This is a genomic window from Pantoea allii (genome assembly GCF_002307475.1).
Lineage (GTDB): Bacteria > Pseudomonadota > Gammaproteobacteria > Enterobacterales > Enterobacteriaceae > Pantoea > Pantoea allii.
This window is the reverse complement of sequence record NZ_NTMH01000002.1, coordinates 57,019-83,141: the sequence shown is the minus strand read 5'-3', so window position 1 is coordinate 83,141 and position 26,123 is coordinate 57,019. Positions and strand designations below refer to the sequence as shown.

The 26,123-nt window shown below is 52.5% G+C and carries 19 protein-coding genes; 8 read left to right on the top strand and 11 right to left on the bottom strand.

What is annotated here, in order from left to right:
- A partial coding sequence (locus CMR03_RS25345; RefSeq protein WP_208624998.1) for a hypothetical protein occupies positions 1–210 on the bottom strand: 210 nt, incomplete at its 3' end.
- Positions 211–628: 418 nt separating this feature from the next.
- Positions 629–844 carry a YdgH/BhsA/McbA family protein gene (locus tag CMR03_RS00770; RefSeq protein WP_096010483.1) on the bottom strand — a complete coding sequence of 72 codons (216 nt, stop codon included), beginning with the start codon at positions 842–844 and terminating at the stop codon, positions 629–631.
- Positions 845–1,554: 710 nt separating this feature from the next.
- On the opposite strand from CMR03_RS00770, the gene CMR03_RS00765 reads away from it, so the two are divergent.
- The 6 genes from CMR03_RS00765 (at position 1,555) to aceK (ending at position 9,458) form a co-directional block, all read left to right on the top strand.
- Positions 1,555–2,625, top strand: coding sequence for an ABC transporter substrate-binding protein (locus CMR03_RS00765; RefSeq protein WP_096010482.1), 1,071 nt, complete (start codon positions 1,555–1,557; stop codon positions 2,623–2,625).
- Positions 2,594–3,331: a substrate-binding domain-containing protein gene (locus tag CMR03_RS00760; protein WP_096010481.1), complete on the top strand. Its 738-nt coding sequence runs from the start codon at positions 2,594–2,596 to the stop codon at positions 3,329–3,331. Before CMR03_RS00765 ends, CMR03_RS00760 begins: the two co-directional genes overlap by 32 nt.
- A 159-nt stretch (positions 3,332–3,490) precedes the next feature.
- Positions 3,491–4,420 (top strand): homoserine O-acetyltransferase MetA, encoded by a 930-nt coding sequence (metA, locus tag CMR03_RS00755; protein WP_063877959.1) that lies wholly within the window; start codon positions 3,491–3,493, stop codon positions 4,418–4,420.
- Positions 4,421–4,682: 262 nt separating this feature from the next.
- Positions 4,683–6,281, top strand: coding sequence for a malate synthase A (gene aceB / locus CMR03_RS00750; protein WP_096010480.1), 1,599 nt, complete (start codon positions 4,683–4,685; stop codon positions 6,279–6,281).
- Positions 6,282–6,298: 17 nt separating this feature from the next.
- Positions 6,299–7,600, top strand: coding sequence for an isocitrate lyase (aceA, locus tag CMR03_RS00745; protein WP_063877961.1), 1,302 nt, complete (start codon positions 6,299–6,301; stop codon positions 7,598–7,600).
- A gap of 58 nt (positions 7,601–7,658) precedes the next feature.
- Positions 7,659–9,458 (top strand): bifunctional isocitrate dehydrogenase kinase/phosphatase, encoded by a 1,800-nt coding sequence (aceK, locus tag CMR03_RS00740; RefSeq protein ID WP_096010479.1) that lies wholly within the window; start codon positions 7,659–7,661, stop codon positions 9,456–9,458.
- Here aceK and uxuR read toward each other — a convergent pair.
- The 3 genes from uxuR to CMR03_RS00725 all read right to left on the bottom strand — a co-directional run bounded on the left by uxuR (position 9,416) and on the right by CMR03_RS00725 (position 13,311).
- Entirely contained in the window at positions 9,416–10,186 is a 771-nt protein-coding gene (gene uxuR / locus CMR03_RS00735; protein WP_063877963.1) for a Uxu operon transcriptional regulator, read from the bottom strand. The two genes, aceK and uxuR, sit on opposite strands and share 43 nt — an antisense overlap.
- Before the next feature lie 209 nt (positions 10,187–10,395).
- Positions 10,396–11,658: a glucuronide uptake porin UidC gene (uidC, locus tag CMR03_RS00730; protein ID WP_063877964.1), complete on the bottom strand. Its 1,263-nt coding sequence runs from the start codon at positions 11,656–11,658 to the stop codon at positions 10,396–10,398.
- A gap of 123 nt (positions 11,659–11,781) precedes the next feature.
- Positions 11,782–13,311 (bottom strand): MFS transporter, encoded by a 1,530-nt coding sequence (locus tag CMR03_RS00725; RefSeq protein ID WP_096010478.1) that lies wholly within the window; start codon positions 13,309–13,311, stop codon positions 11,782–11,784.
- Between the two features lie 585 nt (positions 13,312–13,896).
- Here CMR03_RS00725 and CMR03_RS00720 point away from each other — a divergent pair.
- On the top strand, positions 13,897–15,075 hold the full coding sequence (locus tag CMR03_RS00720) for a serine hydrolase domain-containing protein (RefSeq protein WP_096010477.1): 1,179 nt from the start codon (positions 13,897–13,899) through the stop codon (positions 15,073–15,075).
- A 116-nt stretch (positions 15,076–15,191) separates the two neighbouring features.
- On the opposite strand, the gene iclR is transcribed toward CMR03_RS00720, so the two are convergent.
- Positions 15,192–16,022: a glyoxylate bypass operon transcriptional repressor IclR gene (gene iclR / locus CMR03_RS00715; RefSeq protein ID WP_063877967.1), complete on the bottom strand. Its 831-nt coding sequence runs from the start codon at positions 16,020–16,022 to the stop codon at positions 15,192–15,194.
- Positions 16,023–16,214: 192 nt separating this feature from the next.
- Between iclR and metH the strand changes: the two genes are divergently transcribed.
- Entirely contained in the window at positions 16,215–19,898 is a 3,684-nt protein-coding gene (metH, locus tag CMR03_RS00710) for a methionine synthase (protein WP_096010476.1), read from the top strand.
- 32 nt (positions 19,899–19,930) lie between these two features.
- Here the strand turns inward: metH and CMR03_RS00705 are convergent, their stop codons facing one another.
- The 5 genes from CMR03_RS00705 to pgi form a co-directional block, all read right to left on the bottom strand.
- Positions 19,931–22,021 (bottom strand): YjbH domain-containing protein, encoded by a 2,091-nt coding sequence (locus CMR03_RS00705; RefSeq protein ID WP_063877969.1) that lies wholly within the window; start codon positions 22,019–22,021, stop codon positions 19,931–19,933.
- Positions 22,021–22,764, bottom strand: coding sequence for a capsule biosynthesis GfcC family protein (locus tag CMR03_RS00700; protein ID WP_063877970.1), 744 nt, complete (start codon positions 22,762–22,764; stop codon positions 22,021–22,023). Before CMR03_RS00700 ends, CMR03_RS00705 begins: the two co-directional genes overlap by 1 nt.
- Entirely contained in the window at positions 22,761–23,408 is a 648-nt protein-coding gene (locus CMR03_RS00695) for a YjbF family lipoprotein (protein WP_063877971.1), read from the bottom strand. The genes CMR03_RS00700 and CMR03_RS00695 overlap by 4 nt, the downstream gene beginning before the upstream one ends.
- Before the next feature lie 193 nt (positions 23,409–23,601).
- Complete coding sequence (gene yjbE / locus CMR03_RS00690; RefSeq protein WP_063881076.1) at positions 23,602–23,850, bottom strand: exopolysaccharide production protein YjbE; 249 nt, start codon at positions 23,848–23,850, stop codon at positions 23,602–23,604.
- A gap of 563 nt (positions 23,851–24,413) precedes the next feature.
- The gene (gene pgi, locus CMR03_RS00685; RefSeq protein WP_096010475.1) at positions 24,414–26,060 is read right to left on the bottom strand and encodes a glucose-6-phosphate isomerase; all 1,647 of its coding nucleotides are present in this window, start codon (positions 26,058–26,060) and stop codon (positions 24,414–24,416) included.
- Between the last annotated feature and the right edge of the window lie 63 nt (positions 26,061–26,123).

The window sequence follows — 26,123 nt, the reverse complement described above, 5'->3', positions numbered from 1 at the left end:
AGTAGGGAACTGCCAGGCATCAAACAAGTGAAGAAGCCCTGAACGAAAGTTCAGGGCTTTTTTACGTCCGTAACCTGCGGAAAGCGGGGCGTCAGGCCGGTTATGCTGCGCGGCCGGGACCGCGCGAGCGCCGTCCGCGTCATTCAAACCGCCGGGCCGGGATGAAACGGCGCGTGAGAAAGCCGGATGGAATGCCGCACCTGGCGTCATGCACCTGCGGCCCTGACCGAAGACGGCGAACCGCCTGATCATCCGGATACAACAAACGCCGCGAATGCCTGCCCGTACCCGCCAAATTCCCTCTGTGTTTTAGATCCAGCACAGCGCCGCCCTGCATTAACTCGCAACAGCAATAAAGGTCGTGAATGGTTGTCGACTAAACGGCAGGATGAGTAAAGGTCGCCAGCGCTATCCGGCTCAAGCCAGACAGGCTCCAGCTATATTTGCGTTTATTGGCAGATGGGGCTTTTGGAAAGACGCACTTCAGAACCCTTTCCAATGTTGAAATCTGTGCGGCGGTATTACTGGCAGGCTTAATGATAAAATACCTAAAAAAGGCCAGCTGCTTTATAAAACGGATATCCGTTATATAAAAACAGCTGGCCCTTTTGCTTTTTAAGCGCTGGCATTATTTGTATAATTCAGCCGTTACATGGGCGTAATTATTCGTGTCTGCACTGATAACTTTAAAATGGTCACCTTGTTGTTTAGCCTGTCGGGCGATTTTAGAAACCGCGCCATCCAGCGTTAATGAGGTGGCAGAGACAGTTTGTGCGAAACAACCAAAAGACATCAGTGAAAAGGCTACAGCAGCCGCAGTTGACGTTACTTTATTGATTTTCATAACATTACCCCTTGATTCCGGTTGATGAAGGAGTCTGTATGGCTCCGTTAAAATCAAGTTAGCAAAATGTATGCATTATAAAATTAACGCCGCGTGCTCTAATTAATATCAAGCTGATAGCATTATTGTCAGAGTGTAAAAGAGAATATCAGTGAGTTAAATGTGTAGGGATTTAATACTGAAATAATAGAATTACACAGATGAGGCGTAATTTCCGCCTGACTTTTTTAGTTAATAGGGCGAATAATAAGTAATAGCCCTCCGACGCCAGGCAGATAAAGGCGTTGGCTAAAAACCTCAAAACTCTCCTGCCAGTTTTATGCAACTCACACAACGATTCTGTCTGGCCTTCAATCGTACCGGGTCAAACTGTTATCTGAATTGGGTACGAGAATGCCGTTCATCATGATCCTTGCACGGGCATAAGTATGTCTCAATGTCCGCCGCCAGTATGATCCAGGCAAAAGGCTCAGCCTGGCCCGTAAAATCACTTAGGCTGAACAGGCTTGCTCCTCTCCTACTCTTGCCTCAATCCTCAATCCTCAATCCTCAATCCTCAATCCGCCAATTCCCGATGAGCTTAATGGCCGCAGGCTGAGCCGTTCGCTACTGTTCCATTGCGACACGTGCCAGGCGTTGAGCATCAACAGGCTACCTTGCCGCAGATAAGCGCTATATAATCCATTGCATTACGCTTTGGAGACGCTTCATTGAAAACAATACTGACTCGCCTGGTCCTTGCTGGCCTGCTGACGTTGACCGCCTCAAACAGCTACGCCAGTCGTGTTGTGACCGATCAAATTGGCCGTACCGTCACGATTCCAGATCAGGTTAATCGCGTGGTCGTGCTTCAGCATCAAACGCTCAATCTCCTCGTGCAGTTAAATGCGACAGATAAAATCGTGGGAATTCTCGCTAACTGGAAACAGCAGCTCGGGGACGATTACGCAACCCTGGTACCTGAACTGACGCATAAAGCGCTGCTAGGTGATTTGACCCACGTAGATTTGGAAAAACTGGTCGCGCTGCATCCACAGGTGGTATTTGTTACCAACTATGCGCCGAAAGAGATGATTGACCAAATCACTGCACTGGGCATTCCGGTGTTGGCAATATCGTTGCGTCACGATGATGCCGGGCAGCAGGGTGAGATTAACCCCAATATGCAAAACGAAGATCAGGCGTACGATCTGGGTATCAAAGAAGGCATTACGCTGATTGGTGAGGTGGTGAACAGGCAGCAACAGGCCAGAGCATTACTTTCAGCGGCGTTTGCCGGTCGAAAGATAGTGACTGACCGTCTCAAAAACAAACCTGAACAGCAGCGTGTCCGCGCTTATATGGCCAATCCCGATCTCACTACCTACGGCGCAGGGAAATATACCGGCCTGATGATGGCCCATGCAGGTGCCCTCAACGTTGCAGCCTCGACCATTCAGGGCTTCAGGCAGGTCAGTATGGAACAGGTGGTAGTATGGAACCCGCAGGTGATTTTCGTTCAGCATCGTTATCCACAGGTGGTACAGGAGATTCAGCAAAATCCGCTTTGGCGAACCATTGATGCAGTGAAACATCATCAGGTATGGCTAATGCCTGAGTATGCCAAGGCATGGGGTTATCCGATGCCGGAAGCGATAGGTTTAGGCGAACTGTGGATGGCGAAGAAGCTCTATCCTGATAAATTTCGCGACATTGATATGCAGCAGCAGGCTGACCGCTGGTATCACCGTTTTTACCGGACCTCGTACCATGAAAACGTTACACGTTCTGGCAGCAGGTAGCCTGCGTGATGTGTGGAAGGCGCTAATCGCAGCCTTTAACATCCAGTCCGGCTTAATGGCAAACACGCAGTATGGCCCTGCCGGTTTACTGCGCCAGCGTATTGAGCAGGGTGACGTGTGCGACCTGTTTGTTTCGGCCAACCTGCAGCATCCTGCCAGGTTGCTGTTGCAAGGCCTTGCACAAGATACCGGTCATTTTACAAATAATACGCTCTGCCTGACGGTGAAACGTGATTGTGTCCGGGCCGGGGACGACTGGCTGTCGCTGCTGCGGCGTAATGATTTACGGCTGGCGATCTCAACCCCACATTGTGATCCCTCCGGTGATTATGCCTGGCAGCTGTTCGACAATATTGAACAGCGCCATCCCGGTTGTGGCGATTTTCTCAGGCGCAGAGCAATCGCGATGGTGGGCGGCCCGGACAGCTTACCGGTTCCAGATGACGAACTGGCGGCAAAGTGGTTAATCGATACAGGACGTGCTGACCTTTTTATCGGCTACGCCAGCTATGCGCCCCGCCTGACCCCTCATTCACAATGCCTTGTCCTGAGTATCCCTCCCGATTACAACGTGCAGGCGAAGTATGGCTGGGCCACGCTGTCAGCTGCCGCCAGGCCGCTTGCCATCTTCCTGCGCTCCGACGAGGCGCAACGTATTTTGCGGCAGCACGGTTTTCTGCCCCTCGGTTTTAAAATGCCTCTTTAATTTCTGTTCGCCTCAAACCCTGTGCTGAAGGGAAGGCCTCCCCGCGCCTTGAAACTTTTTCACCTGTCGATATGCAGGCTCGACATTTAGCGTTTAACTGGTTATCTTTGGCTGTCTGGATGTCTAAACGTATATATGGTTATGAGAGGTGATTAAGCCATGCCAATCAGGGTCCCCGATGAATTACCGGCAGTAAATTTTTTACGTAACGAAAACGTCTTCGTGATGACGTCGTCACGTGCCAGTGTTCAGGAGATCCGTCCGCTTAAAGTGCTGGTTCTTAATCTGATGCCGAAAAAAATTGAGACTGAAAATCAGTTTCTGCGGTTGCTCTCAAACTCTCCGTTACAGATTGATATTCAACTGCTGCGCATCGACAGCCGGGAATCGCGCAATACACCCAGCGATCATCTCAACAATTTCTACTGTAACTTTAACGATATTCAGCACGATAACTACGACGGCTTAATCGTTACAGGTGCGCCGCTCGGGCTGGTCGAATTTAACGATGTGGCGTACTGGCCGCAGATAAAACAGGTTCTGGAATGGGCTAAAAACCATGTCACCTCAACCCTGTTTGTCTGTTGGGCGGTGCAGGCGGCATTAAACATTTTATACGGCATTCCTAAACAAACCCGGCAGACTAAACTGGCAGGCGTCTTTGAACATCAGATACTGCATCCCCACTCATTACTGACCCGGGGTTTTGATGATAATTTTCTGGCGCCTCATTCCCGTTATGCCGATTTCCCTACCCAGTTAATCACGGATTACACTGACCTCGAATTATTTGCTGAATCGGAACAAACCGGTGCCTACCTTATGGCGAGCAAAGACAAAAGGCTGGCGTTTGTGACCGGGCACCCGGAGTACGATGCACTGACGCTGGCGGGAGAGTTTCAACGCGACTATGAAGCCGGGCTGAATCCTGAAGTACCCTATAACTATTTCCCACAGGATAATCCCCAGCTTACACCGCGCGCCACCTGGCGTAGCCATGGAAACCTGCTGTTTTCAAACTGGCTGAATTATTACGTCTACCAGATTACGCCGTTTGATCTGCGCCATATGAATCCCACGCTGGAATAATTCTTTTTTAGCTACAACTGAACCGTGTTAGCCGCTGGCAGCACGGTTTTTTTTCGTCTGTAAAACGTGAGTGAAAAGTATTACCTGTTAAAAAATAAAATAAATCATTTATTAATCATGATGATAAGTTGTTTATTTATTAAAAATGGAAATAGTTTTTGATTTTAAAATTAAAATGAATATGCTCTGATCCTGTAGCTCAATAATTACCCTATATGCGGATCACCCGTTTTGATCCGCCTGAAAACAGGAGAGAGCAAACATGACAGACTCCGTTATCAACAGTGAATTACTGTTCAGCAAGCCCTTTAATGACGCTGAAAAACAGCTGCTTACCGCAGATGCCATCGCTTTCTTACAGGCGCTGGTGACGCGTTTTGCGCCACAGCGTGAGGCGCTGTTAACCGCACGTCAGGTAAGGCAGAAGCAGTATGATTCCGGCCAGCTACCGGGTTTCGATATGGAAACTGTTTCCATAAGGGATCGTGAATGGGCCATCCGCGGCATCCCGACCGATTTACAGGATCGTCGAGTGGAGATCACCGGCCCGCCCGATCGCAAAATGGTGATTAACGCCCTGAATGCCAACGTAAACGTGTTTATGGCAGATTTTGAGGACTCCCTGGCACCCACCTGGGAAAAACTGATTGATGGGCAGCAAACCCTACGCGAAGCCGTTGCCGGCACGCTGCGTTATACCAGCGATAACGGCAAAATCTATCAGCTACGAGCCGATCCTGCGGTATTGATGTGTCGGGTTCGTGGCCTGCATCTGTCTGAAAAACATGTTAGCTGGCAGGGCAATGCGATTCCCGGCGGTCTGTTTGACTTCGCACTCTACTTTTTTCATAACGTCAAAGCCTTACTGGCAAAAGGCAGTGGCCCCTATTTTTACCTGCCAAAAACCGAGAGCTGGCAGGAGGTAGCATGGTGGCGGGACATTTTCAGCTTTGCCGAGGATCGTTTTGATCTGGCGCGCGGTACCATCAAAGCCACCGTGTTGATCGAAACGCTACCGGCTGTTTTCCAGATGGATGAGATCCTGTGGAATCTGCGGGATCATATCGTGGGACTGAACTGCGGCCGCTGGGATTATATTTTCAGCTATATCAAAACGCTGCGCGAACATGCGGATCGGGTTCTGCCCGATCGCCAGTCTGTAACCATGGCTCAGCCATTTCTGGATGCTTACTCACGATTACTGATCCGAACCTGTCATCGACGTGGCGCTTTCGCCATGGGCGGCATGTCAGCGCTCATTCCCAGCAAAGACAGCGCGCGAAATGAATGGGTACTGCAGCGCGTTACAGAAGATAAACAGCGTGAAGCCAACAACGGACATGACGGCACCTGGATTGCGCATCCCGGCCTGGCAGACACGGCGATGTCAGTGTTCAACGATGTGCTGGGTGAACGCCCCAATCAGCTCAACATTCTGCGGCAGGATGACCGCCCGATAACGGCTGAACAGCTTCTGGCACCCTGTGAAGGCGATCGAACGGAAGCGGGCATGCGCGCCAATATTCGGGTGGCGTTGCAGTATCTGGAAGCCTGGATTAGCGGCAATGGTTGTGTCCCCATTGATGGCCTGATGGAAGATGCCGCAACCGCAGAAATTGCCCGTACCTCTATCTGGCAATGGATACGCCACCATAAATCCCTGCAGGATGGACAGCCAGTGACGGCGGAACTGTTTCAGCAGCTACTGAATGATGAGTTGCAAACGTTACAGATGCATCTGGGTGATAAGTCTTTCAGTTCAGGTCGTTATGAGGAAGCGGCGCGCTTGATGGCGCAGATCACAACCCAGGACGAACTGGTTTCTTTTCTTACTCTGCCAGGCTACCGCCTGCTTCCCTGACTCAAGGAGCCGTTGCCATGACACGTACTCAACACATCCAGCAACTCGAAAAATACTGGCAGGACACGCGCTGGCAGGGCATTACCCGCCCCTACAGCGCAGAAGAAGTCGTTAATCTACGCGGTTCGGTACTGCCAGCCTGCACTCTGGCAGAGCGCGGGGCGGTGAAACTCTGGTCGCTGCTCAACGGTGATGCCAGAAAAGGCTATATCAACAGCCTGGGGGCACTCACAGGCGGTCAGGCGTTGCAACAGGCAAAAGCCGGTATAGAAGCGATATACCTCTCTGGCTGGCAGGTCGCTGCCGATGCCAACGTGGCAGGGCAGATGTATCCCGATCAGTCGCTCTATCCGGTCAACTCTGTGCCTGAGGTGGTCACCCGCATTAACCAGACGTTCCAGCGCGCCGACCAGATTCAGTGGGCCAACGGTATCGAACCGGGGGACAGCCGCTTTGTCGACTATTTCCTGCCCATCGTGGCCGATGCAGAAGCCGGTTTTGGTGGCGTGCTGAATGCGTTTGAGTTGATGAAGTCGATGATCAGCGCAGGCGCGGCGGCCGTGCACTTTGAGGACCAACTGGCGGCCGTGAAGAAATGCGGCCATATGGGCGGAAAGGTGTTGGTGCCAACCCAGGAAGCCGTGCAGAAACTGGTTGCGGCGCGCCTGGCCGCCGATGTGATGGGCGTGCCCACTATTCTGCTGGCGCGCACCGATGCGGATGCCGCCGATCTGATTACCTCTGACTGTGATGAATACGATCGGCCGTTTATCCGCGGCGACCGCACGGCGGAAGGTTTTTTCCGTACCAACGCCGGTATTGAGCAGGCCATAAGCCGGGGGCTGGCTTATGCCCCTTATGCCGATGTCTTGTGGTGCGAAACCGCCACGCCGGATTTGGCAATGGCCCAGCGTTTTGCCGATGCCATCCACGCCCGCTATCCAGGCAAGCTACTGGCTTACAACTGTTCGCCCTCGTTTAACTGGAAAAAGAATCTCGATGATAAAACCATCGCAGCTTTTCAGCAGGCGCTCAGTGACATGGGTTATCGCTTCCAGTTCATTACGCTGGCCGGTATTCACAGCATGTGGTTCAACATGTTCGATCTTGCGCACGCTTACGCCCAGGGCGAAGGCATGCGTCACTATGTGGAAAAAGTACAGCAGCCGGAGTTTGCTGCCCGCGAACGGGGTTACAGCTTCTCCTCGCATCAGCAAGAGGTTGGTACCGGCTATTTCGATCGGGTGACCACTACGATTCAGGGCGGTAAGTCGTCGGTGACGGCCCTGACAGGCTCCACCGAGGAGCACCAGTTTTGAGTTGAGTCTGTGTCTTTCCCGCCCGGTATTAACGGGCGGGCTTTTTCAGGAGGAAATCATGCCGCCACGCGAATCACTGATTGCGCATACCATTCTGCAGGGGTTCGACGCGCAGTATGGCCGTTTTCTCGACATTACTGCGGGCGCACAACAGCGTTTTGAACAGGCCGAATGGCAAGCGGTACAGCAGGCGATGAAGGCGCGTATTCATCTTTATGATCATCACGTAGCTCTGGTCGCCGATCAGCTACGGGCACTGAACGGGGCGGCACACTGGGACGATGCATTTTGGCTGGCGATCAAAAGCCATTATGAAACCTTGTTACCTGACTATCCGCGCTATGAAATTGCCGAGAGCTTCTTTAATTCGGTTTACTGCCGGTTGCATGGACATCACGCGCTGCAGCCGGAACGTCTGTTCATTTTCAGCTCACAGCCGGCCTCGGCACCCACGCACTCTGCGCGCCCGCTGGCGCGAACCTATCTGCCACATCAGGGCTGGCAAGTGCTGCTCGATCAGGTACTGCGCGACGTGCCGTTAACGTTGCCATGGCAGGATCGGGAGCGCGATGAAGCGTGGATTTTACGGCATTTGCATGAGCAATTTTCCGCATCACAGTTGGATAATGGCTGGCTGGACGTTTGCAGTGAACTGTTTTTTCGTAATAAAACGGCCTGGATTGTTGCCCGGCTGCATCTGCCAGACGGTATTTTCCCCTGTCTGTTGCCGATTCAACGTAGCGATAAGGGCGAGCTGTGGATTGATACTTGCCTGACGGACGTGAACGATGCCAGCATCGTGTTTGGCTTTGCCCGCGCCTATTTTATGGTTTACGCCCCGCTACCTGCGGCGCTGGTGGCCTGGCTCAAGCCCATATTGCCAGGGAAAACGCTGGCAGAACGTTATATGGCCATCGGTTGTCAGAAACATGGCAAGACGGAAAGCTACCGGGAATATCTGCAGGCGCTGGCGCAATCCGACGCCGCGTTTGAGATTGCACCGGGCATACGTGGCATGGTGATGCTGGTCTTCACATTACCGGGCTTTGACCGGGTATTTAAAGTCATCAAAGATCGGTTTGCCCCGCAAAAAGAGGTCACCGAAATGCAGGTGAGGGCCTGCTATCAACAGGTCAAAGAGCATGACCGTGTGGGACGCATGGCCGATACACAGGCTTTCGAACAGTTTGCGCTGCCGCTCGCGCGCATTGCGCCGGCGCTGCTGCTGGAGTTCCAACAGACCATTTCCGGGAAACTACGCATCGAAGGCGATCGCCTGATCATCAGTCATCTCTGGCTGGAGCGCCGTATGCAGCCGCTTAATCTCTATCTGGCGCAGGCCAGTGAAAGCCAGCGCCAGCACGCCATTGAAGAGTACGGCAATGCGATCAAGCAGCTGGCTGCCGCCAACATTTTCCCCGGCGATATGCTGTTTAAAAACTTTGGTATCACCCGACATGGGCGCGTCGTGTTTTATGATTATGATGAAATTCGGCCTATGCACGAACTCACTTTTCGCGATGTGCCACAGGCGCGTTATGAAGAAGATGAACTCTGTGCAGAACCCTGGTACAGCGTGGGACCGGATGACGTTTTCCCTGAAACCTTCCGTTATGCATTATGCAGCGAGCCAGCGACAGGTGCGCTGCTACAAAAGCGGCATCCGGAAATTTTTGAGGCGGGCTGGTGGCGCGCGCAACAGCAGCGTATCGCCCAGGGACATATTGAGGATGTGATGGCCTGGCAACATGCTCAGCGTTTCAGCATCCGTTACGGCAGCGCGTTGCCGCCCGGTGCGCCTGCCGTGACAGGCGTTCAGGCGTCAGTATTTGCCAGCGGCCATGAGTCAAACAGATAACCATCAAAGTCGAGGTCATCCACATTGGAAAACTCCAGCAGGCGCTGTTTAACATTTTCCAGATGTTGCCACATTGCCCGCTTGGCAGCGCGAGCATCTTTTTTGATGAGTGCAGCAAGAATTTGCCGGTGATCCACTAACCATGCTTTGCGATAAAGCGTATCACCAAGGTGGCTATGCAATTGAATCCACATGGGATTATTTTCACGCCACTGCCATGACTGACGAAACAGTTCGACCAGCATGCTGTTATGCGTCGCTTCGGCGATGGCAAGATGGAAATGCATGTCACCGCTCTCTGAGTTTTCCAGCGAGCAGGACACCAGTTCGCGCTCCTCTAACAGCAGGGCCTGGCGCATCTTGATGATATCCTGGCGGGTGGCCTGAAGCGCAGCAAACTCGGCGATATTACTTTCCAGCAGCTGCCGTGCCTGGAGCTGCTCAAACGGGCCCGCATCATTGCAAAAGCCGGTGTTCACATTGTTCATGTGCAGCGGCGTTTGGGACTCAACGACGTAAATACCCGCACCGCGTCTGACTTCAATCAGCCCCTCTATTTCCAGCATAATTAAGGCTTCGCGCACCACGGTCCGGCTGACGTCAAGCCTCTCAGCCATTTCGCGCTCTGGCGGCAAACGCTGACCACAGCGGTAAGGGGTTTCCAGAACAAGCTGCCGAATTTTTGCAGCCACCTGCTGATAGGGCCTCTGTTGAGAGGCAGATTTCATGATGATGCTCCTGTCGGACACGCGCTACCGGCAAAAACTATACCACCTAAATCCTGCGGCAACAGGGTTCTACGCACGACAGGATAAACAGGTCAACCAGATGGGTAGGGGATTTATTCTTTGCGTAACAAGTATTTAAATAATAATTAAAAAGCGGCGCTAGCAAGTGCCGCTTTTGAAACATCTTTGTGACGTGCAAGGGGAAACGGTCACTTAAGCATAAAGTCGTATTGTATGCCGGCTTTCACATCCCAGTAATAGAGTGTGTCACCCAGTGCGCTGCCAGGCCGTTTCTCTCTGGCGCGGTCAGCCGCCACATACATGTTGAGTCCTTTGAACGATCCCTCTGTGACGTTGTACATCACGCCGCCCATCAGCCCCAGCCCTTTGATCCTGGTATGGCGCTGCTTGTCTTCATAACCTCGGGTGATCACCGGCCCCAGCATCACACCGAGGTTCTGGTTAAAGAAATATTGCCCGCCAAGCTGAACCGACAGCATGTTTTCTTTATTGCGATCGATACTCAGTGAATCGGGGTAACCGATGTCGGTATAAATAATGCGACCATCAATGTCATGTGTCAGTTTACCGATAGCGCCAAACAGGCGCGCATTGTCAAACGAGTAGGTTAAACGACCCGAAACCAGCGCGGTGTCATGATGGTAGCTGAGAGGTTTACTCATTCCCTCAACCTGACCGTAAAACCCCATCAACTCCCATTTCAGCGAGCGATTATCATCAAAGGTGTGGGTTTTTTCGAAAATGCTTTGGATCTGCGTTGAAACATCTGGCTGGTAAGAGGCACCAACCGAATAGCGTGAAGAGGCATCGTGCCAGGAACCGGCCAGATAAGTGCGCGCCCGACGGGGATAATAGTTGCCCGTTGCGGTGTCAATCACCCCTTCATCACGTATACCGGTAGCCGAATCAACATAGTAAAAGGCGCGCTTACGCCACATTGACCACAACGTCAGGTTTTCTGTTGCCTCAAAGCGGGCCAGCACACCTTCAGAAAGGGTCTGTATCGTGCGCGACGAATTATCGGCAATCAATGGGATGCGGTACGGCAAACTACCGTAACCATAGTCAGTCCCAAATCGGCCCAGGGTTAAGTAAAGATTATCAGCGGGTTTAAGTTTGAGTGCGCCGATAGCCACACCAAAACTGTCGTGCCCGTCCAGATAGTAGCGCGTGCTCCAGCTGTCTTTGGCGCCCAGCTTGTAAACATAGTACGCACCTGCGCTAACGCCGATAAAGTCAGCGTAGTAGCGGGTATTCACGTCAATAAGTCCGCCTTGTACCCAGGCGTAAATATCACGCCCCGTGCCAGCACTGGGCTTATCTGCCCGTCTAAAATCATTTTTTAAACGAATTCTTAAACTGTCTTCATTGTCATTAATGGCGGCGGCGTACGGCAGCGCGGGGCAAAGCAGCAACGCGATAGCCATGTAGCGAAAAAAGTGTGTTTTCATAAAGGAACCCATAGCGTATTTATTATTTTTTTCATGACATTCAGGCGAAGGCAGAGTGGGCTGCTATCCGGTTGGATAAGCCATGCGTAACGGGCAACCCACTGTAAAACAGGCCTGGTTGAATTAAGGACGCGCGTTATTCTCCTGCTGCCACACCTGCTCATAGTCATAGCCGGTCAGGGCCTTCACCACGACTTTAGTCTCGGGTGTACAGTCGGCTTTATTCCCGCCCGCCTTCAGACGATCAATTTCTTTCACCAGAACCCGATGTGTTTCGCGGGTGAGCTTAAATTTGAAGGTCATATATAAGCTGATGAGTAATAAACCGCCGGTGCCAAAGACCAGCAGGCCGGTAATCGCATTCAGAGCACTTTCAGGCTGGATTAGCTGGCCTTTCACGAAATTACTGTGTTCCAGTACGGTACCGACCGCCATAATGGCGATGGCGACGGTACTTTTACGCATCAGCGTCATGACACCGGCAAAAACACCTTCACGCCGCTGACGCGTGACCATTTCATCCACATCAGGAATAAAGCTGTAAATATTCCAGGGGATAAAATAAAGTCCCGCGCGACCAAAGCCCAACAGAACAAAGACCAGTGTGGTCAGCCACCATGAAGAAACCGCGCTATGGCCGATATACATCAAAATGAGATAGCCCAGTACAACAAAAACACACAGATAAGAAATACGCATAGCAAGCGCGGGCCGGATATTCAGCTTGTCCAGCATAAACATAAAAAGCAGCGTTGCGGGAATGGAAACGGAGGTGGCAATCGAAAGGTAGGCGGATGCGTTTGCCGCATCCAGGTTCAGACCATAAACCACGAAATAAACAAAAACCGCAATGAAAATATCCAGTGCCGTGAATGATGAAATATAGATAATCAGGTGCTGTCTGAATATTTTTATCTTGAACGTCGTGGCCAGCTCGATGAACATATTTTTCAGGTGAGCTAAAAGCCCAATACCCGGCCCAGAATTGAGCCGCTCAAACGCTTCGGGATTCATATCTTTTGATTCCCAGGTACAGTACCAGGTGATCAGCACCACAATAAAAAACAGACCTGAAAACAGGATGCCGGTATAGGTAAAGGTCAGCGCTGAATCCTGGCCCAAATACTGGATCATAATGCCCGGTACTGAGGCGGTGAGAAACACACCCACCTGCGAAAACGTCAGACGGACTGCCGCCATCCGGGTTCGCTCACCAAAATCATTGGTCATCTCTGCCGCCAGGGTTTCCCAGGGCACCAGCACCATAGCCACGAGTAACTCGACGGCGAGATAGGTGCCAAGATAGTACCAGTAGCCCATGTCACTGACCCAGACCAGCGCATAGATAAACATCATCGGGGCGCTGATCAGCAGAAAGAAGCGGCGTCGGCCAAAACGTTTACCCAATCGGGTGCTGCCAAATTTATCGGTGATATAGCCCATTATTGGGCTGAGAATGGCGTCAATGATGCGGGCAATAGCAAAAATCGAGCTCGCCTCCAGCATGGAAAGTCCACAAAACGTCGTATAGAAAAACAGTAGCCATGTACCGATTAGCGCCATGGAGCCGCCGCCAAAAATATCGGTAATGCCATAGCCTATTGCGGTGCCCGTCCCCACCTTCCTGCGTGGCGGTATTGTTGTTGTCATCATGGTTTTCCCTTGATTAACTCAGTGTGACAGTCATAAAACATCTTCCGGTGGTTATGCGTTCGTGAAGATGAAGAAATATTTTCTGTTTGGTTTTTAATTAGATAAATAGTTATGTTTAATCGGAGTTTTGTTTAAATGATGATCCTCCTTTGTTGTTTTTATTATTTTCTGATCTGGCTGTTTTAAATAAGTAAAGCAAGCTGTGTATTAATGTTTGGTTTATTTTGGTTGACCAGTATTAAGCGCGGTAGAGATAAGAAGTCAGTTTGTTTTTATTGTTTATCAGTCTGTTTTTATAAAAGTGGTGCGAGGGCATAGTAATCACTCTGCTCTTTTAAAAAAAAGAGGTTGATCACAAATCCCCTGGATGTCCATCAGTTAGACTTAAATTCAATTTTTGGTTGACCAATTAAATAAGTGAGGTGTTTTTTGCGACAGGCGGATGTTATTTAGTGTGTTTATTATTTGGAGTGATTGTTAAGTAGGATGGTTAATAAAATATATATAAAGTGAATTTAATGCGTAATGCAAAGAATGCATAACGATAATGCCTTTCATTTTTCCAATTTATTCAAGGAATCGATAATGCTTTATTTTACATCAGGACTGGTTAAATACTCTGCGAAGCTTGAAGCCGCAATAGATGCGGCTATTGATTATGCAATAGATATACAGCGTGTTGTTGGGTGCACGGTGATGGTGGCAAAAGCGGGCGAATTAATTTATCAGCGGGCGGCAGGGCTGGCTGACCGAGAGCAAAAGAAAAGCATGACGCCGGACGCCATTTTCCGCCTTGCCTCACTGACTAAGCCCATAGTGAGCCTGACGGCAATGCGCCTGATTGAACAAGGCGACATGCGTCTTGATGACGATATTACCCGCTGGCTTCCCGATTTTCGTCCCTGTCTGGAAGACGGTCAGCCTGCGACCATCCTGGTGCGGCACCTTCTGAGCCACACCTCCGGTTTACGCTACCGCTATTCCGCTCCGGCGGATTCTCTTTACCACACGCTGAATGTGTCTGACGGGATCGATTACCAACCGGGATTGACCCTCGAGGAGAATCTGCAGCGCCTTGCAGGCACCCGGTTACAGTTCAGGCCCGGAACCGGCTGGCGTTATTCTTTGGGCATTGATGTCCTGGGCGAAATCATGGTGCGGGCGACGGGGAAAAGCTTACCGGAGCTGGTGAGTCATCACGTAACAACCCCACTCGGGATGAAAGATACGCTGTTTACCGTCAGGGACAGGGAGCGTTTAACCACGGTGTATACCGACGACAGTCCGGCGCCCACGGCGATGAGTGATAACCAGCGGATACCTTTCGGTGAAGGTGCCGCTATTTTCTGCCCTGATCGTATTCTTAAACCCGACGCCTGGCCCTGCGGTGGGGGTGGCATGGCAGGGACGGCACCAGACTTTATGCAATTGCTGGAAACCCTCCGGCGGCAGGGATCGCCACTCATCTCACAAGACAGTTTTGACTATATGACGCAGGAACAGGTGGCGGCGAAATATGCGACCCAGGGGCCAGGATGGGGATTTGGCGTGGGATGGGCATTGCTGGTGGACCCTGATGCGGCCAGATCGCCTCAGTCAGCAGGTACGCTCTCGTGGAGTGGTGCTTACGGCCACACCTGGTTCGTCGATCGCAAAAACGAATTGTGCGTGGTCGCCATGACAAACACGACACCGGAAGGGGTCAATGGTCAGTTCCCCATCATGCTGCGCGATGCCGTGTATAAAGGGTTACAGGCGCGGTGACGGGAAGGCGCTGGCCAGCCCGCAGGTGGCTCGGGTACAGGCTGTTGCTGATAGAGACCGGGGTTTATAACGTATGAGGGCGGCTGCGCCAGTGCTATCGGGCGGTCAGCCGTGACTTAGCGACCACTGTAGGCCAGCGTCACCTGACGCGCTTCACGGATGACCAGCGCACCCAGTTCGGTAATGCGATCGTCAGTCATGCGGGCGATAGGGCCTGAAATCGAAAGTGCAGCGAAAGGTTCGCCATGTTCGTCATAAAGGGGAGCAGCCACACAACGCAAACCGAGGGCATGTTCTTCATCATCGAAAGAAAACCCCCGCGTGCGAATCTGGGCCAGGTTCGTTTTCAGGCTTTGTGGCGACATCAGTGTCTTTGGCGTGTAGTAATGTAAGCCTTTCTGATGCAGCAGCGCGGTGACCTGTTCGTCGCTGAGATGGGCCAGAAAAGCTTTACCGGCTCCCGATGCATGCATCGGCAGTTTACCGCCGATCGGCGCGGACATGCGCATCAGTTGCGTGCACTGCACCTGATCGATAATAACGGCCTGAAAATCGCTAAGATCCAGCACCGCCAGGTTGACTGTTTCACCGGAATGTTCCATCAGCGTGCGTAGCACCGGGTGGACCAACGCCAGCAGATTCCGGCTCTGCAAAAAACTGCTGCCGATGACAAATGCCTGTGCGCCAATGGTCCAGTAGCCCAAATCGCCTTCCTGCCGCACGAAACCCTGCTGTTGCATCGTGGTCAGCAAGCGGTGGGTGGTGGAATTAGGCAGGCCCGCCTGCTGTGCCAGTTCGGTCAGGGCTACGCTGCCATGTGAATTGGCGATTAACGCCAACAGCGTTAATCCCCGGGTCAGTGACTGAACCTGACCGCCCACGGGCGCTGAAGGGGCAGGGGTGCCACGGGGTTTTTTACCGCGTTTTGCGGGGACAGGCGTTGCCATATTGTCTCTCCTTTTCACATAGTGGAAACCATTTTCGTTTTAATCTCATCAATTGCAAACGCTGACGCGCTGGTCAGACCTGATAGCGGCTTCTGCTGAAAATCTCAACTAAGGTTACTTTGAGCCATAACGACCTTATGCAAGAATGACTGGCTGGTATTTCACCAGCGGATTGACGTGGATGAGACAACAGTGAGCAATCTAACCGACGCGCTGCATCAGCAACTTGCCCAACGCATTATGCTATTAGACGGTGGCATGGGCACCATGATCCAGAGCTATAAACTGGACGAGCACGATTTTCGTGGCAGCCGTTTTGCTGACTGGCCCTGCGATCTCAAAGGCAATAACGATCTGCTGGTGTTAACGAAGCCAGAGGTGATCCGCGAGATCCATGAAGCGTATCTGGCCGCCGGTGCTGACATTGTGGAAACCAATACCTTTAACGCCACCCCCATTGCGATGGCGGACTACCAGATGGAAGCCCTGTCGGCGGAAATCAACTTCGCGGCCGCGAAGCTGGCACGCGCCAGTGCCGATGCGTGGACGGCGAAAACGCCAGATAAACCGCGCTACGTGGCAGGTGTACTCGGCCCAACTAACCGCACCTGTTCGATCTCACCTGATGTTAACGATCCTGCTTTCCGTAATGTCACCTTTAATCAGTTGGTGGACGCATACCGTGAATCCACTCGGGCGCTGGTGGAAGGCGGTTGTCACATCATTATGATTGAAACGGTGTTCGATACGCTCAACGCCAAAGCGGCCATCTTTGCGGTCAAAACGGAAATGGAAGCCCTGGGCGTGGCGCTGCCGTTGATGATCTCCGGAACCATCACCGATGCTTCAGGCCGCACGCTTTCCGGACAAACTACCGAAGCCTTTTATAATGCGTTGCGCCACGCTGAGCCCTTATCCTTTGGCCTGAACTGCGCGCTGGGCCCGGATGAATTACGCCAGTATGTCGCCGAACTGTCGCGCATCGCGGAAGGCTATGTCACGGCTCATCCCAATGCCGGTTTGCCCAACGCCTTTGGTGAATACGATCTCGACGCAGACGTAATGGCACAGCAGATTGGCGAATGGGCCAACGCTGGCTTTCTGAATATTATTGGCGGCTGCTGCGGCACGACGCCACAGCACATCGCCGCGATGGCGGCGGCGGTAGAAGGCGTTGCGCCGCGTAAGCGTCCCACGTTGCCGGTTGCCTGCCGACTCTCGGGTCTTGAACCACTGAATATCAGCGCCGGGTCGCTGTTTGTGAACGTGGGCGAACGTACCAACGTTACCGGCTCCGCCAGGTTTAAACGCCTGATAAAAGAAGATAAATACAACGAGGCGCTGGAAGTCGCGTTACAGCAGGTTGAGAGCGGTGCCCAGATTATTGATATCAACATGGATGAAGGAATGCTGGACGCAGAAGTGGCGATGGTGCGTTTCCTCAATCTGATTGCCGGTGAACCCGATATTGCCCGCGTGCCCATTATGATCGACTCCTCAAAATGGGCGGTCATCGAAAAGGGGCTGCAGTGCATACAGGGAAAAGGCATCGTTAACTCTGTCTCAATGAAAGAGGGCGAAGCCGCATTTATCCATCATGCCCGGCTTGTCCGCCGCTACGGGGCTGCCATGGTGGTGATGGCATTTGATGAAGTGGGACAGGCCGATACCCGTGAGCGGAAGATTGAGATCTGCCGTCGCGCCTACCAGATTCTGACGCAACAGGTGGGTTTCCCGCCGGAAGATATCATTTTCGATCCCAATATTTTTGCCGTTGCGACCGGTATTGAAGAGCATAACAACTACGCGATGGATTTTATCGGGGCGTGCGAAGACATTAAGCGCGAGCTGCCTCATGCCATGATCTCGGGCGGTGTGTCTAACGTCTCGTTCTCTTTCCGGGGCAACGATCCGGTACGTGAGGCGATTCACGCGGTATTTCTCTACTACGCCATTCGTAACGGTATGGACATGGGGATCGTTAACGCCGGACAGCTAGCCATTTATGACGACCTGTCCGACGAACTGCGTGAGGCGGTTGAGGACGTGGTGCTTAACCGACGTGCCGACGGCACCGAACGGTTACTGGCGCTGGCGGAAAAATATCGCAGCAGTAAAAGTGACGGTGCGGATGAAAAACAGCAAGCCGAATGGCGTGGCTGGGACGTGGTGAAACGGCTGGAATACTCGCTGGTAAAAGGCATCACGGAATTTATTGATCTGGACACGGAAGAAGCCCGTCAGCTGGCCGCACGTCCGATTGACGTGATTGAAGGGCCGCTGATGTCCGGTATGAATGTGGTCGGCGATCTGTTTGGTGAAGGCAAAATGTTCCTGCCGCAGGTCGTCAAATCTGCCCGCGTGATGAAGCAGGCCGTCGCCTGGCTGGAACCCTATATTCAGGCCAGTAAAGAAGCCGGGCGCAGCAACGGCAAGATTGTGCTGGCGACGGTAAAAGGTGACGTCCACGACATCGGCAAAAACATCGTTGGCGTGGTGTTACAGTGCAATAACTATGAAATTATCGATCTCGGCGTGATGGTGCCAGGCGAGAAAATCCTGAAAACCGCGCGTGAAGTGAATGCTGACATCATTGGTCTTTCTGGCTTAATTACGCCCTCGCTGGATGAAATGGTCAACATGGCGAAAGAGATGGAGCGTCAGGGCTTCACGCTGCCGCTGTTAATTGGTGGCGCAACCACCTCTAAAGCCCATACGGCGGTGAAAATCGAACAGAACTACAGTGGGCCCACCGTGTATGTGCAAAACGCTTCGCGCACGGTTGGTGTTGTGTCATCCCTGCTCTCCGACACGCTCAGGGATGACTTTGTCGCCCGTACGCGAAAAGAATATGAAACCGTGCGGATTCAGCATGCGCGTAAAAAACCCCGCACACCGCCGGTGTCACTCAGCGTGGCGCGCGATAATGCCACGAAAATTGACTGGGAGAGTTATACACCACCGGTGGCTAAGCACAGGGGCGTGAGGCGCGTGGAAGCCGACATTGATGTACTGCGCAATTACATTGACTGGACACCGTTCTTTATGACCTGGTCGCTGGCAGGTAAATACCCGCGCATCCTTGAAGATGAGGTGGTGGGCGATGAAGCGAAACGGCTGTTTGCCGATGCCAACGCCATGCTGGATAAGCTGAGTGCAGAAAAGGCGCTGACGCCACGCGGCGTGGTGGGCATATTCCCGGCTAACCGCGTAGGCGACGATATCCATATCTTCACCGATGAGCAGCGCGATACTGTACTGAATGTCAGCCATCATCTGCGGCAGCAAACGGAAAAAACAGATTTTGCCAATTACTGCCTGGCCGATTTCGTGGCACCGAAAACCAGCGGTAAAGCGGATTACCTGGGTGCCTTTGCGGTTACGGGCGGCCTGGAGGAGGATGTGCTGGCCGAGGCTTACGATAAGCAACACGACGACTATAACAAGATTATGGTCAAAGCCATTGCTGACCGCTTAGCCGAAGCCTTCGCAGAATATCTGCACGAACAGGTGCGTAAAACGATTTGGGGGTTTGCCCCCGACGAAAACCTGAGCAATGAGGCACTGATCCGCGAGAATTATCAGGGGATTCGTCCGGCTCCGGGTTATCCCGCCTGCCCGGAACATACCGAGAAAGCGGCTATTTGGGCGCTGCTGGATGTGGAAACCCATACCGGCATGAAACTCACGGAGTCTTTTGCCATGTGGCCAGGCGCTTCGGTGTCAGGCTGGTATTTCAGTCACCCTGACAGCCGCTACTTCGCCGTGGCGCAAATTCAGCGCGATCAGGTTGAAGACTATGCGGCACGCAAAGGCATGTCCGTCAGCGAAGTGGAACGCTGGCTGGCGCCCAACCTGGGTTACGACGCAGACTAAAAAAGCAAGGCAGCCAAAAGGCTGCCTTTTTGTTAGTTAAACCGGGCGTCACGGTCCGAGGTCATATCGTACAGCTGGTACTTACGTCCCAGCATCTGACCACCGTCACGGGTGAGCGGCACCCAGTTAATCTGCGCACGGCCACGGGTTGGCGTAACGGTAAACAGATCCATTGGAACAGAGATGTAGAAGCCTTTGGTAAAGTCGCCTTCACCATACTGCTGTGATGACACGTTGGTTTTAGTGGCATAAACGCCCACCATCACGCCACTGTCGAAGCGTTTGGACACATCAATGGTGACGCCTTTATCCTTCGCCAGATACTGCCCGACGCTGGCTTTGACCAGGACATCCTGCATAAACCAGGGACGCCAGTAGCCCGTGAGGTTACCGGTAGGTGCCTCGTAACGGGTGAATCTCATCATGTCATCCCAGTCACGCTGACGCACATAGTTGGCGTCCACCCCAACGGCCCAGTTGCTGTCAACCGGACGATAGAGCACTTCCCCACCTACGCCGCCATACATGGTTTCCAGATAGCCGCCATAAACCTGACCATAGAAGCCATTGCCCAGATAATCCATGTAGTTGGCTTGCAGATCGTTGACGTAAACATTGTTCTCAACGTAGTCGCGAATGTGCGTACGCACACGCGGCAGCGTTGAATCTGCAGGCGCGCCGTTGTAGTTAAACTTGTTGTAGTTATTCGCCACGTTAGCAAACAGGCTACCGCCGACCAGAAAATGATCGGTAAGCCAGTAATCGACATTGCCCATCACGCCGACCTGGTACAGATAGAAACTTTCCGGGCCGCCCACCGACTGGTTCAGTACCGGCGACAGGCTGTAACTCAGGCGCTCTTTACGAATAAACATGCCCTGCTCAGTAGGGTCCGGATCAACAGGATTTTTGCGGACCTGTTGTAACGGCTGCTCATGCCCTAACGGATAACCACCCAGTTCATTGCGCAGGCTGGCAACAGAGGTTTCCGTGGTGACCTGCGGCATATTGTAACGCGACTCCGTCACGTTAATGGTTTCAATACCGTCCGGCAGATTATTCATGATGATACGATTTGCGCGATCCACGCCTTCGCGCGTATCGCGGTATTTGGTTTGCTCGCCCGAGACGTATAACGTGCTGCCCTTGGTCTGAATTTTTGGCCCTGCCAGGCCAGCGTTAGACTTCAGTTCAGACAGCTGGCTACCGGTGACCGTGGTCTCCAGCAGTTTAGGCTGCGGATTCGGCTGGTAAGCAGGCTTCGGACTGTCGATATGATCCTGATGCATATCGTTGAAATTAGTGCGGATAGTAAAGCCGAACATAAAGGTGTTGCCGCGTTCATAGCTGGCATTGATATCTGCCCAGTCCGTCAGGCGATAGATCGCGCCCACGTTGACCTTGCTGCGTTGTGGCAGGCGTCCGGCAAAATCATCCTTGTAATCGTTACCTTCGTATTCCACCTTCAGGCGCAGCGGCTGCCACGGCGTCTGGTATTCGATTCCGCCGAACACGGCGGAAGGGCCATGGAACATCTGCGAGCCGTTGATCGATCCCGCCTGACCGACGCCAGGACGCTGACAGTAGCTGTCGCTGTAGGAACAGAAGGGGTTTTTGACGGTGCCGCTGTTGCCCAGATAGCCCCAGCCCATCCCCAACGTAAAGTCAAAGGGGCCCCAGGCTTTGGTGGCGACCAGATATTCACTGTCAAACAAACCGGTACCGCCCAGATCGCGTGTACCAAATGACACCTCCGGCAGCCAGTAACCTTCCTGCCACAGTCGCAGCTTCAGGTCGAAGGCCTTATCTTTATAGCTTTGATTGCCGCTGAAGCTTTCCACCGCACTGTAACGCCGGGTCCGCACGTCGGTATAACGCACGGTGGTTTCCAGCCAGGGGAACAGCTGTAACGAAGCCGAATAGTAGCGGTACTGGTCATTATCACGGAAATTCAGGCTGAATTCGCCCTCTTTCGCCATACGCGCGGTAGGCACCTGCATCAGGCCCACACCGCCAAAATCAGACTGCGAAGGCGTTACCGGGGCCGCATACATTTCCGCATGTGCCTGGCAGGCGCTTGCCACAGAAACAGCCAACAGGCTGAGAAGATAACGTTTTTTCATCAGTCTGGTATCCGGTGAGTCAGAACAGAAACGAGGCGGCTATTCAGGTCTTCATACGCGCCAGGCAGGCTCCATGACGAAAAGCCCGTCATAATGATGCTGCCGGGTTCGGGTTCGACGTGGCGGTGATTCCAGTAAGCGACGGGTGCTTCCTGCGTCGTACCATCCGGCGCAATCACAATCGCGATGTTGCGTTCTGCACCAGACAGGAGCGGGTGATCGCTCAGGTAATCCCGCACTGATTTACCCGGTTGCCAGCTCACAGCACCGGCCCCCGCGATGGGGCCAAACAGCAGGACGCTGGTGCTGGGCTGGGTCAGATAGAGATCGTAACGGCCTTCCAGGCGGCGGTTATCCATTGGGTGCAGGCGAATCCAGTCGGGGTCCAGTGACGTGAACTGCCGCCCGGTCACCTTGATGCTGCTTAACTGACGTATCACAGCATCAATGGCGGCGGCTTGTTCTCCGCTGCTGTCAGCACGCCAGGCACGTAGCTGCGCCAGTGTCTGCTGATACTGTTGTTGTGCTATTGCCGTCGCGCCGTATTCGGCAATGACGGCGCGACGCCAGTCTGTTTGTGCCATCAGTGCGGGCTGAGTCACCAACTGGGCCAGGTTCTCTACCTGATTGACCTGGACGCTGTTCGTATCATGGGGCGCATGCACGGTGACCTGGCCTGCGGCCTGCGCACCCAGACTGGTGAGCAGGCTCACTCCTGCCAACAATAGTGTTATTTTTTTCATGATTTTGCCGGCTTCAGAATGGTGATATCAACAGGGAAAGTATCGGCAGCCAGCATCTGTCGGGATTGCACCACCTGACCACTGCTGTTGTCGATCCAGAACGTGTTTTGCCACTCGCGGTTAAGGCTGTCGATATGCAGCTGCTCATGCCAGACGCGACAGGCAATGCGGTTTCCCGCAATATTCAGCACCTCATCGTCGCCACGCTCAAAGGTTGAGCTCAGGGTACCGCTATGAACGTTGCCCTGAACGGTCCACTGAACAATCCGCGTCCAGCGCTGACCATTGCTAATGTGCAGGCCTTTTGCCAGCGGGTCTTGCTGGAGATTGCTGACGCTTGTCAGGTTATCAGGCAAGCCCAGGGTTTTAATCAGTCTGCCGTGTGCGGTGACCAGCATGGACTGATCGCGCGTCACCCACTTTTGCTGACCGTTTTCGTTATAACCCAACACGACAAAAATGCGTGGACCGTCATTGATTCGGGCATACAGGCTGGCATAGGGCAGATTATCAATCTGCTGAGGCGTAACGGTGACGTCATCTGGCCCTTCAATGGCCATCATCACGGTTTGTTCGAGTCCTTTTTGCGTTTGTGTACAGGCCTGCAGCAGCAGGCAAACGAGCAGCAGAGGAAGTTGGCGCACAGTGTGTCCCTGATAAATGATGCCAAAGTAAAAATAACCACACGAAAGTGTGGTTATGTTTAAAGCTCCCGTACCCTTACTCTTTCAGGCCGCCGACGCGGTGGCGTCCTGATAGCGACTCATTAACTTGCGCAAATGAATCGTGATATGCGCGTTCGCAGCCTTGCTACAGCCCGAAGGAGCAGGGTACCCATCAACGTGTGGTGCCCGTTGTGGTTGTGGTTGTTGTACCAGTATTTGCCCCGTCACCACCGCCAGAAGCGGCAACACCGAGTCCTACTAACGCGCCAAGCACGCCGATACCCACAGCGGTAGTCGTACCTGCGGACATAGTGCCCGCTTGTGCGCCCGCTGCAGCACCTGCTTCTTCCGGCGCGGCAAACGCACTGGAAGAGACGGCTACGATGAGTAATGCCAGACCGGCAATCATGCGTTTTTTCATAACAACACCTACATTGAGTGAATGAAGGATTGCTATCCGACAATTCTGCACAACAAATGAACCGTTGCCGCAAAGTCGAAGGACAGACCCATTACGGGCGCGTCCAGTATAGGGCAACAAAATACCAGAGTTCAGTAACGTAAAAACCTGTCGAAATGCAGGGCAAAAAACGGGCTAAATTAAGTAAATTTAGCGTTAACTTATTTTAAAGCCGTGAGTTTGTCTTAAAAGGCCGAATATTTGTCTGCGAACAGGGAGAAAGCAAAGCGGTTTCTACTTATTTAGTATTGTTTGGTACGGAATGAGAATAATCGGAATTTCCTCACGCATGAATAAATTAAATAGCATTATAAAACAACAGGTAAGAATGTTCTGTGTGCTGATTTAGGTCCATTTTTAATAAGATTGTCATATTCAAACACCTGTCATCTTCAGATTTGCCTCAGCCTATTTTAAGAATTATCCAATCCGTTTGCGGGCTTTTCAGATTAAAAGCGGGTTGCACTCAGCGCCATGCAATGAAAAAGGCGACTAAATAGCCGCCTTTTTGTGCTTGTGGAAATTTAACGCCAGCTCTTGTAGCGATTAATTAAGGCATTAGTGGAGCTGTCATGACTGGTAATATTACTGTCATTTTCCAGCTCTGGCAGAATACGGTTCGCCAGCTGTTTACCCAGTTCAACGCCCCACTGGTCAAAGGTAAAGATATTCAGGATGGCACCCTGGGTGAAGATTTTATGCTCATACAGGGCAATCAGGGCACCCAGGCTAAATGGGATGATTTCGCGTAACAAAATGGAGTTAGTCGGCCGGTTACCTTCAAAAACCTTAAACGGCACGATGTGCGCCACCGATTCCGCAGATTTGCCGGCATCGGTAAATTCTTTCTGCACCACGTCACGCGATTTACCAAAAGCCAGCGCTTCGGTCTGGGCAAAGAAGTTAGAGAGCAGTTTAGGGTGATGATCGGCAAGCGCATTGTGACTCACTGCCGGTGCGATAAAGTCGCACGGCACCAGTTTGGTTCCCTGATGAATCAACTGGTAGAACGCGTGCTGGCCGTTCGTGCCCGGTTCGCCCCAGATAATCGGGCCTGTCTGGTAGGTGACAGGCTGACCTGCACGGTCAACGTATTTACCGTTCGACTCCATATTTCCCTGCTGGAAATAGGCCGCAAAGCGATGCATATATTGGTCATACGGCAGAATGGCTTCTGTTTCGGCACCGAAGAAGTTGTTGTACCAGATCCCGATCAGCGCCAGCAGTACCGGAATATTCTGTTCTGCGGGCGTCGTTGAGAAGTGCTTGTCCATGGCGTGGGCGCCACTCAGCAACTGCTCAAAATTATCGAAGCCAATGGAGAGGATAATCGACAGGCCGATTGCTGACCACAGTGAATAGCGACCGCCAACCCAGTCCCAGAATTCGAACATGTTGTCCGTATCAATACCAAATTCACCTACCGCTTTGGCGTTGGTGGAAAGCGCCGCGAAGTGCTTAGCAACGTGCTGTTGATCGCTGGCGGTTTTCAGGAACCAGTCACGTGCGCTGTGCGCGTTAGTCATGGTTTCCTGCGTGGTAAAGGTCTTAGAGGCGACCAGGAACAGCGTGGTTTCAGGGCTGAGATCTTTCAGCGTTTCCGCGATGTGCGTGCCGTCAACGTTGGACACAAAATGCATGTTCAGGTGGTTTTTATACGGACGCAGCGCTTCAGTGACCATAAACGGGCCGAGGTCGGAGCCACCGATACCGATGTTAACGACATCCGTGATGGGCTTTCCGGTATAACCTTTCCAGTCACCGCCGATAATGCGTTCTGAAAAGCCTTTCATTTTTTCCAGCACGGCGTTGACTTCAGGCATCACATCTTTGCCATCAACAATAATCGGCGTATTACTGCGGTTGCGCAGCGCGACGTGCAACACGGCGCGATCCTCAGTGCGGTTAATCTTCTCACCGGAGAACATGGATTTAATCGCACCACTTAAATCGGTTTCTTTTGCCAGTGCCTGAAGCTTATCGAGAGTTTCCTGGGTAATGCGGTTTTTGGAAAAATCCACCAGCATCTGGTCGTCAAAGGTGGCTGAGAATTTAGCAAAACGATCGGCATCCTGGGCAAACAGGTCGGCAATTTTTGCCGTTTTCATCTGTTCATAGTGCTCTTGCAGCGCTTTCCAGGCTGCGGTTTGGGTCGGATTGATATTTTTCATGGCAACACTCTTGTTGATATTAAGAACCGTCATTCCATCGGGGTCGCATCGTACCCGGTTAGC

What these genes read in the sequence shown, in the direction of transcription:
- CMR03_RS00770 (WP_096010483.1), bottom strand. Translation starts at nt 844, where the DNA reads ATGAAAATCAATAAAGTAACGTCAACTGCGGCTGCTGTAGCCTTTTCA.
- CMR03_RS00760 (WP_096010481.1), top strand. Translation starts at nt 2,594, where the DNA reads ATGAAAACGTTACACGTTCTGGCAGCAGGTAGCCTGCGTGATGTGTGG.
- metA (WP_063877959.1), top strand. Translation starts at nt 3,491, where the DNA reads ATGCCAATCAGGGTCCCCGATGAATTACCGGCAGTAAATTTTTTACGT.
- aceB (WP_096010480.1), top strand. Translation starts at nt 4,683, where the DNA reads ATGACAGACTCCGTTATCAACAGTGAATTACTGTTCAGCAAGCCCTTT.
- aceA (WP_063877961.1), top strand. Translation starts at nt 6,299, where the DNA reads ATGACACGTACTCAACACATCCAGCAACTCGAAAAATACTGGCAGGAC.
- aceK (WP_096010479.1), top strand. Translation starts at nt 7,659, where the DNA reads ATGCCGCCACGCGAATCACTGATTGCGCATACCATTCTGCAGGGGTTC.
- uxuR (WP_063877963.1), bottom strand. Translation starts at nt 10,186, where the DNA reads ATGAAATCTGCCTCTCAACAGAGGCCCTATCAGCAGGTGGCTGCAAAA.
- uidC (WP_063877964.1), bottom strand. Translation starts at nt 11,658, where the DNA reads ATGAAAACACACTTTTTTCGCTACATGGCTATCGCGTTGCTGCTTTGC.
- CMR03_RS00725 (WP_096010478.1), bottom strand. Translation starts at nt 13,311, where the DNA reads ATGATGACAACAACAATACCGCCACGCAGGAAGGTGGGGACGGGCACC.
- CMR03_RS00720 (WP_096010477.1), top strand. Translation starts at nt 13,897, where the DNA reads ATGCTTTATTTTACATCAGGACTGGTTAAATACTCTGCGAAGCTTGAA.
- iclR (WP_063877967.1), bottom strand. Translation starts at nt 16,022, where the DNA reads ATGGCAACGCCTGTCCCCGCAAAACGCGGTAAAAAACCCCGTGGCACC.
- CMR03_RS00705 (WP_063877969.1), bottom strand. Translation starts at nt 22,021, where the DNA reads ATGAAAAAACGTTATCTTCTCAGCCTGTTGGCTGTTTCTGTGGCAAGC.
- CMR03_RS00700 (WP_063877970.1), bottom strand. Translation starts at nt 22,764, where the DNA reads ATGAAAAAAATAACACTATTGTTGGCAGGAGTGAGCCTGCTCACCAGT.
- yjbE (WP_063881076.1), bottom strand. Translation starts at nt 23,850, where the DNA reads ATGAAAAAACGCATGATTGCCGGTCTGGCATTACTCATCGTAGCCGTC.
- pgi (WP_096010475.1), bottom strand. Translation starts at nt 26,060, where the DNA reads ATGAAAAATATCAATCCGACCCAAACCGCAGCCTGGAAAGCGCTGCAA.